Here is a 14,668-nt window from a genome sequence, read left to right on the forward strand (position 1 = left end):
AATTCCAGTAGAATGCCGCGAACCTCAGACCCGCTGGCTTTTCTTTATGACCACGATAGCAGACAACATTGCTCAGGTTAGATCGCGCATCCGCGCTGCGGAGCAAGCCGCCCAGCGTGCCGAACACAGCGTCCAGCTGCTGGCCGTGAGCAAGACCAAGCCCGCCCAGGCCCTGCGCGAAGCCTATGCCGCCGACCTGCGGGACTTCGGCGAGAACTACCTGCAAGAGGCCCTGGGCAAACAGGTCGAATTGACCGACCTGCCCTTGATCTGGCACTTCATCGGCCCCATTCAATCGAACAAGACGCGCGCTATCGCCGAACACTTCGACTGGGTGCATTCCGTGGATCGCTTGAAAATTGCACAGCGCCTGTCCGAGCAACGCCCGGCCGAGCTGCCGCCGCTGAACATCTGCATCCAGGTCAATGTCAGCGGTGAAGCCAGCAAATCCGGCTGCACCCCGGCGGACCTGCCCGCCCTCGCCAATGCCATCAGCGCGTTGCCACGCTTGAAGCTGCGCGGGCTGATGGCGATTCCCGAACCCACCGAAGAACGTGCCGCCCAGGATGCAGCCTTTGCCGCCGTTCAACGCCTGCAAGCCAGCCTGGCACTGCCGCTGGACACGCTTTCCATGGGCATGAGCCACGACCTCGAGTCGGCCATTGCCCAAGGTGCCACCTGGGTGCGCATCGGGACCGCCCTGTTTGGCGCCCGCGACTACGGTCACTCCTGAACCATGGCCGACTCATCTCTTTATAAGGACCTGTCATGAGCAACACGCGTATTGCTTTCATCGGCGCCGGCAACATGGCCGCCAGCCTGATCGGCGGCCTGCGGGCCAAGGGCCTGGACGCTGCGCTGATCCGCGCCAGCGATCCGGGTGAAGAGACCCGCACCCGGGTGAGCGCCGAGCACGGCATCGAGACCTTCGCCGACAACGCCCAAGCCATCGACAGCGCGGACGTCATCGTGCTGGCGGTCAAGCCGCAAGCGATGAAAACCGTCTGCGAGGCCCTGCGCCCAAGCCTCAAGCCCCATCAGCTGGTGGTGTCGATTGCCGCTGGCATCACCTGCGCCAGCATGAACAACTGGCTCGGCGAGCAGCCGATCGTTCGTTGCATGCCCAATACCCCGGCGCTATTGCGCCAGGGCGTCAGCGGCCTGTTCGCCACCGAACAGGTGAGCGCCGAGCAACGTCAGCAGGCGCAAACGCTGCTGTCGGCCGTCGGCCTGGCCCTGTGGCTGGACACCGAACAGCAATTGGATGCCGTCACCGCCGTCTCCGGCTCGGGCCCGGCGTATTTCTTCCTGCTGATCGAAGCCATGACTGCCGCTGGCGAAAAACTTGGTCTGACCCGGGAAACCGCCGCCCAGTTGACCTTGCAGACCGCCCTCGGTGCCGCACACATGGCGGTATCCAGCGACGTCGATGCGGCCGAGCTGCGGCGCCGCGTGACCTCGCCGGCCGGCACCACCGAAGCGGCCATCAAATCGTTCCAGGCCGGGGGCTTCGAAGCCCTGGTGGAAAAAGCACTCGGCGCCGCCGCGCACCGCTCGGCCGAAATGGCCGAACAACTGGGCCAATAAGGAGCCATTCATGATTGGATTGAACACTGCAGCGGTCTACGTGCTGCAAACCCTCGGCAGCCTGTACCTGCTGATCGTGCTGCTGCGCTTCGTGCTGCAACTGGTGCGCGCCAACTTCTACAACCCGCTGTGCCAGTTCGTCGTCAAGGCCACCCAGCCGCTGCTCAAGCCGCTGCGCCGGATCATCCCGAGCCTGTTCGGCCTGGACATGTCGTCGCTGGTCCTGGCCATCCTGGTGCAACTGGCGCTGATGGCCCTGACGCTGCTGCTGACCTACGGCACCACCGGCAACCCGCTGCAACTGCTGATCTGGTCGATCATTGGCGTGACCGCGCTGTTCCTGAAGATCTTCTTCTTCGCCATGATCATCAGCGTGATCCTGTCGTGGGTCGCGCCGGGCAGCCATAACCCGGGTGCCGAACTGGTGAACCAGATCTGCGAGCCGGCCCTGGCGCCGTTCCGCCGCATCGTGCCGAATCTCGGTGGCCTGGACATCTCGCCGATCCTGGCGTTCATGGTGCTCAAGCTGATCGACATGCTGGTGATCAACAACCTGGCGGCGATGACCATGATGCCGGAGATCCTGCGGTTGCTGATCTAAAGCACGCTGCAGCTTTTCCTGTGGCGAGGGAGCTTGCTCCCGCTGGGCTCTGTAGGAGCTGGCGAAGCCTGCGATCTTTGATATTGATCTTTCGCTCACGACTCAATTGTCTGGGGAAAGATCGCAGCCTCGTTGCACTCGACAGCTCCTACAGGGCCGCTTCACGCCCCAGCGGGAGCAAGCTCCCTCGCCACAGATAGATCCAGTCGCCACAGGGTTTGCATCAGCGGACAATCAGCGCGGGCCTTTGCTTGCCGCCCGCCACAGCGGTCTTTAGACTTACGCCTCATTTCAACGCGAGCAGGGTCGATGCCAGCTGCCTTTCCCCCCGATTCCGTTGGTCTGGTGACGCCGCAAACGGCGCATTTCAGCGAGCCCCTGGCCCTGGCCTGCGGCCGTTCGTTGCCAGCCTATGACCTGATCTACGAAACCTACGGCACCCTCAATGCCACGGCGAGCAATGCCGTGCTGATTTGCCACGCCTTGTCGGGGCATCACCACGCCGCCGGTTACCACGGCGTCGACGACCGCAAGCCCGGCTGGTGGGACAGTTGCATTGGCCCGGGCAAGCCCATCGACACCAGCAAGTTCTTCGTGGTCAGCCTGAACAACCTCGGCGGCTGCAACGGCTCCACCGGCCCCAGCAGCCTCAACCCGGACACCGGCAAGCCCTTCGGCGCCGATTTCCCGGTGCTGACCGTAGAAGACTGGGTCCACAGCCAGGCGCGCCTGGCCGACCGCCTCGGCATCGGCCAATGGGCGGCGGTGATCGGCGGCAGCCTGGGGGGCATGCAGGCCCTGCAATGGACCATTACCTACCCGGACCGCGTGCGCCACTGCCTGGCAATCGCCTCGGCACCCAAGCTGTCGGCGCAGAACATCGCCTTCAACGAAGTGGCGCGCCAGGCGATCCTCACCGACCCCGAATTCCATGGCGGTTCGTTCCAGGAACACGGTGTGATCCCCAAGCGCGGGCTGATGCTGGCGCGGATGGTCGGGCACATCACTTATCTGTCCGACGACTCCATGGGCGAGAAATTCGGCCGTGGCCTCAAGAGCGAAAAGCTCAACTACGACTTCCACAGCGTCGAGTTCCAGGTCGAAAGCTACCTGCGTTACCAGGGTGAAGAGTTCTCCGGGCGTTTCGACGCCAACACCTACCTGTTGATGACCAAGGCGCTGGACTACTTCGATCCGGCGGCGAACTTCGACGATAACCTGGCGAAAACCTTCGCCAATGCCACCGCCAAGTTCTGTGTGATGTCGTTCACCACCGACTGGCGTTTCTCCCCGGCGCGATCACGGGAGCTGGTGGACGCGCTGATGGCTGCGCGCAAGGACGTCTGCTACCTGGAAATCGACGCGCCCCAGGGCCACGACGCCTTTTTGATCCCGATCCCGCGCTACCTGCAGGCGTTCGGCAACTACATGAACCGTATAACGCTGTGAGGACGCCATGAGAGCCGATCTGGACATCATCCAGGAATGGATCCCCGCCGGCAGCCGCGTGCTCGACCTGGGCTGTGGCAACGGCGAACTGCTGACCTGGCTGCGGGACAACAAACAGGTCACCGGCTATGGCCTGGAAAACGACCCGGACAACATCGCCGAGTGCGTCGCCAAGGGCATCAACGTCATCGAGCAGGACCTGGACAAGGGCCTGGGCAACTTCGCCAGCAACAGCTTCGACATCGTGGTCATGACCCAGGCCCTGCAAGCGGTGCACTACCCGGACAAGATCCTCGACGAAATGCTGCGGGTCGGGCGCCAGTGCATCATCACCTTCCCCAACTTCGGCCACTGGCGTTGCCGCTGGTACCTGGCGAGCAAGGGCCGCATGCCGGTCTCTGACTTCCTGCCCTACACCTGGTACAACACGCCGAACATCCACTTCTGCACCTTCAAGGATTTCGAAGCGCTGTGCCACGAACGTGAAGCCAAGGTCATCGATCGCCTGGCCGTGGACCAACAGCACCGCCACGGGTGGGCCAGCAAGCTTTGGCCTAATCTGTTAGGTGAAATAGGCATCTATCGGGTCAGCAGCCCAGGCCTTGCCGATCATCAGGTCGCGGTGTGAGCCCCGGCCTCACCAGGAGCACGACATGAAACGTCTAGCGTTGTTTCTCATCACCGCTTGCCTGAGCGTTGGCGCCATGGCCGCCGATGTCATCAAGGCCGAGCGCATGGAAAAATTCGGTGATATCACCGTGCACTACAACACGTTCAACTCCACTTTCCTGACGCCCGACATCGCCAAGGCGGCCGAGCTGACTCGCAGCAAAAACCAAGGCGTGATCAATGTCTCGGTGATCAAGGGCGGCAAGCCTTTGATGGCCCAGGTCAGCGGCACGGTGAAAGACCTGACCAGCAAGACAGTCCCCCTCACCTTCCGCCAGGTCACGGAGCAAGGCGCGATCTATTACATCGCCCAGTATCCGGTGCCCCAGCAGGAAACCCGCACTTTCGAGATCAAGGTGCAGACCGGCGACAAGATCAACACCCTCAACTTCAACCAGGAACTGTTCCCCGGCGAATGATGAACTTCACCCAACTCGTGCTGGCCAGCCACAACGCCGGCAAACTCAAGGAACTGCAGGCCATGCTCGGCGGGGCGGTGCAGTTGCGCTCGATTGGCGAATTCAGCCAGGTGGAACCGGAAGAAACCGGCCTGTCCTTCGTCGAGAACGCCATCCTCAAGGCCCGCAATGCCGCGCGCATCTCGGGCCTGCCGGCGCTGGCCGACGATTCCGGGCTGGCCGTGGACTTCCTCGGCGGTGCGCCGGGCATCTACTCGGCCCGTTACGCCGACGGCAAAGGTGACGCGGCGAACAACGCCAAGCTGCTCGACGCCCTCAAGGACGTGCCTGAAGCCGAGCGCGGCGCGCAATTCGTGTGTGTGCTGGCCCTGGTCCGCCATGCCGATGATCCGTTGCCGATCCTCTGTGAAGGCCTGTGGCACGGGCGCATTCTCACCGAAGCCAGCGGCGAGCACGGTTTTGGCTACGACCCGTTGTTCTGGGTGCCAGAGCGCAATTGCTCCAGCGCCGAGCTGGGGCCGGTGGAAAAAAACCAACTGAGCCACCGCGCCCGCGCCATGGCCCTGCTGCGTCAACGCCTGGGCCTGCAATGATCGATGACGCTCCCGCACCGCTGATCCATGGCGGTGTACAAACGCCCCGGGTGCCGCTGCCGGTCCTGCCGCCCCTGGCGTTGTATGTCCACATCCCGTGGTGCGTGCGCAAATGCCCGTATTGCGACTTCAACTCCCACACCGCCAGCCCACAGTTGCCGGAAGAGGAGTATGTCGACGCCTTGCTGGCCGATCTCGACCAGGATCTACACGCTGTCTACGGTCGCCCGTTGAGTTCGATCTTTTTCGGTGGCGGTACCCCGAGCCTGTTCAGTGCCCAGGCCCTGGGCCGTTTGCTCAAAGGTGTCGAAGCGCGGATAACGTTCGCCCCAGACATTGAAATCACCCTGGAAGCCAACCCCGGCACGTTCGAGCAGGAAAAATTCGTCGCTTACCGGGCCTTGGGCATCAATCGCCTGTCCATCGGCATCCAGAGCTTCCAGCAGGCCAAGCTCGAGGCCCTGGGCCGGATCCATAACGGTGACGAGGCGGTGCGCGCCGCCGGCATGGCCCGCCAGGCCGGGTTCGACAACTTCAACCTGGACCTGATGCATGGCCTGCCGGATCAGTCCCTGGACGATGCCTTGAGCGACTTGCGCCAGGCCATCGCCTTGAAGCCGACCCATTTGTCCTGGTACCAGCTGACGCTGGAGCCGAACACGGTGTTCTGGAACCAGCCGCCGACTTTGCCGGAAGACGACACCTTGTGGGATATCCAGGAGGCCGGGCAAGCGCTGCTCGCCGAACACGGCTACGCCCAGTACGAAGTCTCGGCGTATGCCCAGCCTGGGCGCGCGGCACGGCACAATCTCAACTATTGGAGTTTCGGCGACTTCATCGGCATCGGCGCCGGCGCCCATGGCAAGCTCAGTCATCCGGACGGGCGCATCGTGCGAACCTGGAAGACTCGCTTACCCAAGGACTATCTCAACCCGGCCAAACGTTTCCTCGCCGGTGAAAAAGAGCTCGCCAACGAAGAGCTGCCCTTCGAGTTCCTGATGAACGCGCTGCGCCTCACAGAGGGCGTGGACGCGCAGCTTTATCCGCAACGCACTGGCCTGCCCCTTGAAAGCCTGGCCGAAGGCCGGCGCGACGCCGAACAAAGTGGGTTGTTGCAGGTCGAACCGTCACGTCTGGCGGCGACCGAGCGCGGACAGCTGTTTCTCAATGACTTGCTGCAAAAATTTCTGAGCTGATCAAACAAGGAAAACGAATGGATCTGGTACTCGACCTGCTCGCCACCGTGTCCCGCTGGAGCCGAAGCAATCTGTCGGAAATCTCCCTGGCATTGGTGGGCTGCCTGCTGGTGCTGTTTGGTGCTGACATCAAGGGCTGGGTCGAGCAACGCCTGGGCAGCATCGCCGGCGCTTTGCGCGTCCCGCTGATCGCCCTGTTGTGCATGATCGGCAGCGGCGCCGCACTGATCTACGCCACGCCGTGGATCGTCCGGGGCTTGAGCCAGTTCAACAACTACAGCCTGGCGCCGGTGTTGTTGGTGGTGCTGGTGTTGATTGGCGTGGTGGCGGATCGGCGCTGATTTCAAATACAACCGAAAACAACTGTGGGAGCGAGCCTGCTCGCGATGAGGCCATAACACTCAACATTAATGTTGACCGTTACACCGCTATCGCGAGCAGGCTCGCTCCCACAGTTTTATTGCGTGATGTTTAAGCCACCTTCTCGAACTTCAAATCCCAAACCCCATGCCCAAGCCGTTCGCCACGGCGCTCGAACTTGGTGATCGGCCGTTCGGCCGGGCGCGGTACGCACTTGCCGTCTTCGGCCAGGTTGCGGTAGCCCGGGGCGACATTCATGACTTCCAGCATGTACTCGGCATAAGGTTCCCAGTCGGTGGCCATGTGCAGCACACCGCCGACTTTCAACTTGCTGCGCACCAGTTCGGCGAACGACGCCTGGACGATACGGCGCTTGTGGTGCCGGCTCTTGTGCCAAGGATCCGGAAAAAACAGCATCAGCCGATCGAGGCTGTTGTCGGCCACGCAGCGGTTGAGCACTTCGATGGCGTCGCAATCGTAGACCCGCAGGTTGGTCAGCCCTTGGGTCAGTACGCCATTGAGCAGCGCACCGACGCCTGGACGGTGGACTTCCACCCCAATGAAATCCTGCTCCGGCGACGCAGCGGCCATTTCCAGCAACGAATGGCCCATGCCGAAGCCGATTTCCAGCGAGCGTGGGGCCGAGCGGCCGAAGACCTGGTCAAAATCCACCGGCGCATCGGCCAGGGGCAGGACAAACAGCGGCGCGCCCTGCTCCAGACCGCGCTGCTGGCCTTCAGTCATGCGCCCGGCGCGCATCACGAAACTCTTGATGCGGCGGTGCTGGCGCTCTTCGCCTTCTTCCGGGAGGACCGGCGTGTCGTTCGATTCAGTCATCAATGGCTCTTACTTGATCAGACCATCCAGCGGCGAGGACGCGCTGGCGTAGAGTTTTTTCGGCATGCGGCCAGCCAGGTACGCCAGGCGACCGGCGACGATGGCGTGCTTCATGGCTTCGGCCATCAGGATCGGCTGCTGGGCGTGGGCGATGGCCGAATTCATCAGCACCGCCTCGCAACCCAGCTCCATGGCGATGGTGGCGTCGGAGGCGGTGCCGACACCGGCATCCACCAGCACCGGGATCTTGGCTTCTTCCAGGATGATCTGCAGGTTGTACGGGTTGCAGATCCCCAGGCCGGTGCCGATCAGGCCGGCCAGCGGCATGACCGCGATGCAGCCGATTTCCGCCAGTTGACGGGCAATGATCGGGTCGTCGCTGGTGTAGACCATCACGTCGAAACCTTCCTTGACCAGGGTCTCGGCGGCCTTGAGGGTTTCGATCACGTTCGGGAACAGGGTTTTCTGGTCCGCCAGCACTTCCAGCTTCACCAGGTTGTGGCCGTCGAGCAGCTCACGGGCCAGGCGGCAGGTGCGCACGGCCTCGATGGCGTCGAAGCAACCGGCGGTGTTCGGCAGGATGGTGTAGCGATCCGGCGGCAGGATATCCAGCAGGTTCGGTTCGCCCGGATTCTGGCCGATGTTGGTCCGGCGCACGGCGACGGTCACGATCTCGGCGCCCGAGGCCTCGATGGCCAGGCGGGTTTCTTCCATGTCGCGATACTTGCCGGTGCCTACCAGCAAGCGCGACTGGTAGGTACGACCGGCCAGGACGAAGGGCTTGTCGCTACGAACGATGCTCATGGGAAATCCTCTGTTGGGGTGAGGTTCTTTGCGAAATGCTGCGAAACCGAGGCGACTAGCCGCCGCCGATGGCGTGGACCACTTCGACCGAATCGCCGTCGTTCAACGTGGTTTCGGCGTGCTGGCTGCGCGGGACGATATCCAGGTTGAGCTCCACCGCGACGCGGCGTCCGGTGAGTTCCAGACGGGTCAGCAGGGCCGCAACGGTTTCACCGTCGGGCAGATCAAGGGGTTCGCCGTTCAACTGAATGCGCATGCCGGATGCCGCCATCATTTTTAGGGGCTGGCATTCTAGCCCGATCAGTCTGGACGACCCAAGCCATTCGTCATGAAATGGACTTGCTGGTCAGCTCAGCCGCCAGGCGGCAAGCCCCAGGCACAACCAACCGATCAGGAACGCCACGCCGCCAAACGGGGTGATGATGCCCAGCTTGCTGATGCCCGTCAGCGTCAGCAGGTACAAACTGCCGGAGAACAGCAGGATGCCGATCACAAAGGAAATTCCGGCCCAGGTCACGACGCGCCCGGGAATGTGCGTGGCCAGCAGCGCAACGCCCAGCAACGCCAGGGTGTGCACCAATTGGTAAGTGACGCCGGTGTGGAAGATCGCCAGGTAATCGGCGCTCAGGCGATTTTTCAGGCCATGGGCAGCAAAAGCCCCCAGCGCCACGCCTGTGAAACCGAAAAAAGCCGCCAGCATCAGAAAGCTACGCAACATGGGAACTCCAGTCAGACTCGGGGGACAGGGTCTGTATAATGGCCCGCTCGACGGGTTCGGCCAAGCCATCTCTATGCTGCGTACATTGTTTCGACGATTCCTTAAAGCCCTGCTCTGGTTCGCCGTCGGCAGCGTTGTGCTCGTGCTGTTGTTTCGCGTGGTGCCGCCGCCGTTCACGGCGCTGATGATCGAGCGCAAGGTCGAATCCTGGTTCGGCGGTGCGCCGATCGATCTGCAACGCACATGGCAGCCTTGGGACCAAATCTCCGACAGCCTCAAAGTCGCGGTGATCGCCGGTGAAGACCAGAAATTCCCCGAGCACTGGGGCTTCGACATCGGCGCGATCCAGGCTGCCTTCGCCCACAATGGCCGTGGCGGTTCGATTCGCGGCGCCAGCACCCTCAGCCAGCAAGTCTCCAAGAACCTGTTCCTGTGGTCGGGCCGCAGTTGGCTGCGCAAAGGCCTGGAGGCGTGGTTCACCGCGCTGATCGAAGTGTTCTGGCCCAAGCAGCGGATCCTCGAGGTGTACCTCAACAGCGTCGAGTGGGATGACGGCGTGTTCGGGGCTGAAGCGGCGGCACGGCATCACTTCCGCACCAGCGCCGACGCCTTGTCCCGGCAGCAGGCCAGCTTGTTGGCGGCGGTATTGCCCAACCCGCGCAAATGGAGCGCCAGCCGGCCGAGTCCCTATGTGCTACGACGGGCGGGCTGGATTCGCCAGCAGATGAGCCAGCTGGGGGGCGACGGTTATTTGCTGGAACTCGATCATGCGCGGCGGGCGCCTTGGGCCCAGTAGCCGGACGCTGAAGCCTCTCCCTGCATGATCGTTCCCACGCTCCGCGTGGGAATGCAGCACGGGACGCTCCGCGTCCCAAAGCGTGACGCGGAGCGTCACAGGATGCGTTTCCACGCAGAGCGTGGGAACGATCACAGCAGGGGATTGCATCGTACAAACAAAAACGCCCCGATCATCACTGATCGGGGCGTTTTTTATGACCGTTACCGCGGTCAAGCCGCAATCGACACCTTGAGCTTGTTCATCGCGCTCTTCTCAAGCTGGCGAATCCGCTCGGCCGACACGTTGTACTTCTGCGCCAGGTCGTGCAGCGTGGCTTTTTCCTCGGCCAGCCAGCGCTGGTAGAGGATGTCGCGGCTGCGCTCGTCCAGCACTTCCAGGGCTTCGTGCAGGTTGGTGTTGGAGTTGTCGCTCCAATCGGCGTCTTCCAGTTGACGCGCCGGGTCGTACCGGTGGTCTTCCAGGTAGTTGGCCGGCGATTGGAAAGCACTGTCGTCGTCCGCTTCCGCGGCCGGGTCGAAGGCCATGTCATGGCCGGTCAGGCGGCTTTCCATCTCGCGCACTTCCCGAGGCTCTACGCCCAGGCTTTCGGCGACACGATGGACTTCTTCGTTGTTCAGCCAGGCCAGGCGTTTCTTCTGGCTGCGCAGGTTGAAGAACAGCTTGCGCTGGGCCTTGGTGGTCGCGACTTTCACGATGCGCCAGTTGCGCAGGATGAATTCGTGGATTTCCGCCTTGATCCAGTGCACCGCAAACGACACCAGGCGCACGCCCATTTCCGGGTTGAAACGCTTGACCGCCTTCATCAGGCCGACGTTGCCTTCCTGGATCAGGTCGGCCTGGGCCAGCCCGTAGCCGGAATAGCTGCGGGCGATATGTACGACAAAACGCAGGTGGGCGAGCACCATCTGCCGAGCCGCCTCAAGATCCTGCTCATAATAGAGACTCTCGGCCAGTTCACGCTCCTGCTCGGGAGTCAGCAATGGAATGCTGTTCACCGTGTGCACATAGGCCTCCAGGTTCGCACCCGGGACCAGAGCATAAGCAGGTTGCAAAGAAGTGGTCATACGAAAAAACCTCCGACTCACATAACTCGTGCAGTTCAGCACTGCGAAAATTGACCGGGAACCGTAGGACAAGTTCCCACAAAAATTGAAAGGTCAATACGCGCAAAAAACGCTATTTTGGCGCAAGCTCACGCAAGTGGCGTGCGACCGCAATCCATGCACCGATATAACCCAACAGCACCGCGCCAAGCAAGAGCGACAGACCGTCGGCGACTGGCACGCCGGCCAGCGAGAAATCACTGCCGTACAAACCGGCCAGCCCCACTACCGCATCGTTCAGCCAATCCAGGCCGAACGCCAATACGCCCCAGGACAGGATGCCGGCACCGAAGCCATACAGCGCCCCCATATAAAGGAAGGGCCTGCGTACATAACTGTCCGTACCGCCGACGAGTTTAATCACTTCTATCTCGGTGCGGCGGTTTTCAATATGAAGACGAATGGTATTGCCTATCACCAAAAGTAATGCAGAAACCAGCAGCACTGTGAGACCGAAGACAAACCGGTCGCCGAGCTTGAGGATCGCCGCAAGACGCTCGACCCAGACTAGATCAAGTTGCGCCTGTTGTACCTTCGGCAACTCGGAAAGTCTTTGTCTTAATGCTTCAAGGGCGGGCTTGTCGACCTCGTTCGGCGTCACCAGCACCACACCCGGCAGCGGGTTCTCCGGCAACTCCTTGAGAGCATCGCCCAGGCCGGACTGTTGCTGGAATTCTTCAAGCGCCTGCTCGCGGCCGATGTACTCGGCTTCGGCCACGCCCGGCATGGCCTTGATCTGCTCGCTCAATGCCTGGCCTTCGCCGGGGCTGGCGTCCATCTGGAGGTACAGGGAAATCTGCGCCGCGCGCTGCCAGGAACCGCCCAGGCGCTCCACATTACTTAGCAATAATGACAGCCCCATGGGCAGGCTCAAGGCAACCGCCATCACCATGCAGGTAAAGAAGCTGCCGATGGGCTGCTTGCCCAGGCGCCGCAGGCTGTCCAGCAGGCTGGCACGATGGCTTTCGATCCAGGCGCGCAGCAGCGTGGAAAAATCCGGGCCGTCGTCATCGTTGCGTTTTTTCTTTTGCGGCTGCGGATCGGAGGCTTTCGGGGCCACGCGTTCGGCCACTTTCGGGCTGCGAGTAGCACTCATACGCCGGCCTCCCCGTCACCAATCAGGCGTCCACGTTGCAAGGTGAGCATGCGATGACGCATGCGCGCAATCAATGCCAGGTCGTGACTGGCGATCAGCACGCTGGTGCCCAGGCGGTTGATGTCTTCGAACACGCCCATGATTTCCGCCGCCAGGCGCGGGTCGAGGTTACCGGTGGGTTCGTCCGCCAGCAGCAATGCCGGGCGATGGACGATGGCACGGGCGATGCCGACGCGCTGTTGCTGGCCGGTGGACAGATCGCCCGGGTACAGGTCGGTCTTGTCCGACAGGGCCACGCGCTCCAGGGCCGAATCCACACGCTTGATGATCTCGGCCTTGGACAGGCCAAGGATCTGCAACGGCAACGCCACGTTGTTGAACACCGTGCGGTCGAACAGCAATTGGTGATTCTGGAACACCACACCGATCTGCCGCCGCAGGTACGGGATCTGGGCATTGCTGATGGTGCTCAGATCCTGGCCGGCCAGCAGCAGTTTGCCGGTGGACGGTCGCTCCATCGCCAGCAGCAGGCGCAGCAAGGTACTTTTACCGGCGCCGGAATGGCCGGTGACAAACAGAAACTCGCCCCGACGGACCCGAAAGCTCAGCTCATGCAAGCCGACGTGACCGTTCGGATAGCGTTTACCGACCTGTTCGAAACGAATCATGAATGCTCCCGCTCGGCAAACAGTGCCTGGACAAAGGGCTCGGCTTCAAAGGTGCGCAAGTCATCAATGCCTTCGCCCACGCCGATGTAGCGAATCGGCAGGCCGAACTGCTTGGCCAGGGCGAAAATCACCCCACCCTTGGCGGTGCCGTCGAGCTTGGTCAAGGCCAGCCCGGTCAGTTCGACGGTCTGGTTGAACTGCCTGGCCTGGTTGATGGCGTTCTGGCCGGTGCCGGCGTCCAGCACCAGCAGCACTTCGTGGGGCGCGTCGGCGTCGAGCTTGCCGATCACTCGGCGCACCTTCTTCAACTCTTCCATCAGGTTGTCTTTGGTGTGCAGGCGACCGGCGGTGTCGGCGATCAGCACATCGATGCCGCGGGCCTTGGCTGCCTGCACGGCGTCGAAGATCACCGAAGCGGAGTCGGCGCCGGTGTGCTGGGCGATCACCGGGATCTTGTTGCGCTCGCCCCACACTTGCAGCTGTTCGACTGCGGCGGCGCGGAAGGTGTCGCCCGCGGCCAGCATGACTTTCTTGCCTTCGAGCTGCAGCTTCTTGGCCAGCTTGCCGATGGTGGTGGTCTTGCCGGCGCCGTTGACGCCGACGACCAGGATCACGAACGGCTTGTTCTGCGAGGCGATCACCAGCGGTTTTTCCACCGGCGTGAGCAGACTGGTCAACTCGCCCTGCAGGGATTTGTACAGGGCGTCGGCGTCGGTCAGCTGTTTGCGCGCGACCTTCTGGGTCAGGCTCTGGATGATCACCGAAGTGGCTTCGACACCGACATCCGCGGTCAATAGGCGGGTCTCGATGTCTTCCAGCAGTTCGTCATCGATGACTTTCTTGCCCAGGAACAGGCTGGCCATGCCTTCGCCGATACTGGCGCTGGTCTTGGACAGGCCCTGCTTGAGACGGGCGAAGAAGCCGACTTTGTTCTCTTCGGCCGTGCGCGCGGGCTCGGCCGGAGTCGGAACCACAGCCGGAGCGGGCTCCGGCGGTGGGACGGATTGAGGCGCGGCAGGCGTAATGACGGGCGCTGGCGCTTCGACAGTCGGGGCGACGACCGGCGTGTCGACAGGTTGCGTCGGCGCCGGAATCGGTGGAGGTATATGCGCCGCTTCGTCCTCGACCAGCGCGACCGGCTCTTCCGCCACCGGCAAGGTCAGCCAGGGGGTGTGCCCGGCGGGCGGGGTCAGTGGCTGTTCGGCCACCGGCTCAGGCTCGCGTTCAGGTTCAGGCTCGACCGGCTGCAACACCGGCTCGGCAATCGGCAGGACGATGGGCGCGGCCTCTTCGGCCACTGGCTCGGCGGCGGGCTCAGGCAGCGCTTCTGGCTGTTCGACGACGGTTTCCTGCGGCTTCTTGCGCAGCCATCCGAACAGGCTTTTTTTCTCGCCAGCCGCAGCTGGGGTCTTCTTGTCGTCGTTGGAACCAAACATGGAGGACGGCTATCTCACGGTAGCGACGCGCCACGAGGGCGCCTCGGTGATAAATATTCAATGCTGAACAGACTGCGTTTCATCCAGCTTGTTCACGCGCAACATTTTGTCGAGACGTCCCCAGGACGCCTCAAAGTCGATTTTTTCGAAGGACTGGTACGGCATCATCGGCGAAAACGCGGGGATCAACGAGCAAACCCAACGTTTCTCCGGGGAACCCAGACAACCCCGGGCCGATAAAAGGCCCGATAGGCGTGGCCGCCAGTAAAACGGATCAGTATCCTAGCACCCTCTCGCCCGCCGACGCTAAGACCTAGCGGGCAACCCAACAGG

At 62.4% G+C, this 14,668-nt stretch carries 18 protein-coding genes; 10 read left to right on the top strand and 8 right to left on the bottom strand.

Annotated features, from left to right (window positions below; translation table 11 throughout):
* The first annotated feature begins 46 nt into the window (after positions 1–46).
* The 9 genes from AD659_RS26075 to AD659_RS26115 all read left to right on the top strand — a co-directional run bounded on the left by AD659_RS26075 (position 47) and on the right by AD659_RS26115 (position 6,855).
* Positions 47–733, top strand: a complete 687-nt coding sequence (locus AD659_RS26075) for a YggS family pyridoxal phosphate-dependent enzyme (protein WP_053126227.1) — start codon at positions 47–49, stop codon at positions 731–733.
* Between the two features lie 35 nt (positions 734–768).
* Entirely contained in the window at positions 769–1,587 is an 819-nt protein-coding gene (gene proC / locus AD659_RS26080; RefSeq protein WP_053126229.1) for a pyrroline-5-carboxylate reductase, read from the top strand.
* A 10-nt stretch (positions 1,588–1,597) separates the two neighbouring features.
* A complete protein-coding gene (locus AD659_RS26085; protein ID WP_053126231.1) occupies positions 1,598–2,188 on the top strand; it encodes a YggT family protein in 591 nt (196 codons plus the stop codon).
* Between the two features lie 309 nt (positions 2,189–2,497).
* Complete coding sequence (gene metX, locus AD659_RS26090) at positions 2,498–3,637, top strand: homoserine O-succinyltransferase MetX (protein WP_053126234.1); 1,140 nt, start codon at positions 2,498–2,500, stop codon at positions 3,635–3,637.
* A gap of 7 nt (positions 3,638–3,644) precedes the next feature.
* A complete protein-coding gene (gene metW / locus AD659_RS26095) occupies positions 3,645–4,265 on the top strand; it encodes a methionine biosynthesis protein MetW (protein WP_053126236.1) in 621 nt (206 codons plus the stop codon).
* 25 nt (positions 4,266–4,290) lie between these two features.
* Entirely contained in the window at positions 4,291–4,725 is a 435-nt protein-coding gene (locus AD659_RS26100; protein ID WP_053126238.1) for a DUF4426 domain-containing protein, read from the top strand.
* A complete protein-coding gene (gene rdgB, locus AD659_RS26105; protein ID WP_053126240.1) occupies positions 4,722–5,318 on the top strand; it encodes an RdgB/HAM1 family non-canonical purine NTP pyrophosphatase in 597 nt (198 codons plus the stop codon). Before AD659_RS26100 ends, rdgB begins: the two co-directional genes overlap by 4 nt.
* A complete protein-coding gene (gene hemW, locus AD659_RS26110) occupies positions 5,315–6,514 on the top strand; it encodes a radical SAM family heme chaperone HemW (protein WP_053126242.1) in 1,200 nt (399 codons plus the stop codon). Before rdgB ends, hemW begins: the two co-directional genes overlap by 4 nt.
* A gap of 17 nt (positions 6,515–6,531) precedes the next feature.
* The gene (locus AD659_RS26115) at positions 6,532–6,855 is read left to right on the top strand and encodes a DUF3392 domain-containing protein (protein ID WP_014340681.1); all 324 of its coding nucleotides are present in this window, start codon (positions 6,532–6,534) and stop codon (positions 6,853–6,855) included.
* A gap of 130 nt (positions 6,856–6,985) precedes the next feature.
* On the opposite strand, the gene trmB is transcribed toward AD659_RS26115, so the two are convergent.
* From trmB to AD659_RS26135, 4 genes are all read right to left on the bottom strand, one after another.
* Positions 6,986–7,711 (bottom strand): tRNA (guanosine(46)-N7)-methyltransferase TrmB, encoded by a 726-nt coding sequence (trmB, locus tag AD659_RS26120; protein WP_014340682.1) that lies wholly within the window; start codon positions 7,709–7,711, stop codon positions 6,986–6,988.
* A gap of 9 nt (positions 7,712–7,720) precedes the next feature.
* Positions 7,721–8,515, bottom strand: coding sequence for a thiazole synthase (locus tag AD659_RS26125; RefSeq protein WP_003177480.1), 795 nt, complete (start codon positions 8,513–8,515; stop codon positions 7,721–7,723).
* A gap of 55 nt (positions 8,516–8,570) precedes the next feature.
* Positions 8,571–8,771 (bottom strand): sulfur carrier protein ThiS, encoded by a 201-nt coding sequence (thiS, locus tag AD659_RS26130; RefSeq protein WP_018609493.1) that lies wholly within the window; start codon positions 8,769–8,771, stop codon positions 8,571–8,573.
* Positions 8,772–8,861: 90 nt separating this feature from the next.
* Positions 8,862–9,233, bottom strand: a complete 372-nt coding sequence (locus tag AD659_RS26135) for a DUF423 domain-containing protein (protein WP_053126244.1) — start codon at positions 9,231–9,233, stop codon at positions 8,862–8,864.
* Positions 9,234–9,306: 73 nt separating this feature from the next.
* Here AD659_RS26135 and mtgA point away from each other — a divergent pair, with 73 nt between their 5' ends.
* Positions 9,307–10,029 carry a monofunctional biosynthetic peptidoglycan transglycosylase gene (mtgA, locus tag AD659_RS26140; protein ID WP_053126247.1) on the top strand — a complete coding sequence of 241 codons (723 nt, stop codon included), beginning with the start codon at positions 9,307–9,309 and terminating at the stop codon, positions 10,027–10,029.
* A gap of 212 nt (positions 10,030–10,241) precedes the next feature.
* Here mtgA and rpoH read toward each other — a convergent pair whose 3' ends face one another.
* The 4 genes from rpoH to ftsY all read right to left on the bottom strand — a co-directional run bounded on the left by rpoH (position 10,242) and on the right by ftsY (position 14,335).
* On the bottom strand, positions 10,242–11,096 hold the full coding sequence (gene rpoH / locus AD659_RS26145) for an RNA polymerase sigma factor RpoH (RefSeq protein WP_003177476.1): 855 nt from the start codon (positions 11,094–11,096) through the stop codon (positions 10,242–10,244).
* Between the two features lie 112 nt (positions 11,097–11,208).
* The gene (gene ftsX / locus AD659_RS26150) at positions 11,209–12,231 is read right to left on the bottom strand and encodes a permease-like cell division protein FtsX (RefSeq protein WP_053126249.1); all 1,023 of its coding nucleotides are present in this window, start codon (positions 12,229–12,231) and stop codon (positions 11,209–11,211) included.
* On the bottom strand, positions 12,228–12,899 hold the full coding sequence (gene ftsE, locus AD659_RS26155; RefSeq protein WP_003177474.1) for a cell division ATP-binding protein FtsE: 672 nt from the start codon (positions 12,897–12,899) through the stop codon (positions 12,228–12,230). The genes ftsX and ftsE overlap by 4 nt, the downstream gene beginning before the upstream one ends.
* Positions 12,896–14,335: a signal recognition particle-docking protein FtsY gene (gene ftsY / locus AD659_RS26160; protein ID WP_053126251.1), complete on the bottom strand. Its 1,440-nt coding sequence runs from the start codon at positions 14,333–14,335 to the stop codon at positions 12,896–12,898. The genes ftsE and ftsY overlap by 4 nt, the downstream gene beginning before the upstream one ends.
* Positions 14,336–14,668: the final 333 nt, after the last annotated feature.

The organism is Pseudomonas thivervalensis (genome assembly GCF_001269655.1).
GTDB lineage: Bacteria > Pseudomonadota > Gammaproteobacteria > Pseudomonadales > Pseudomonadaceae > Aquipseudomonas > Aquipseudomonas thivervalensis.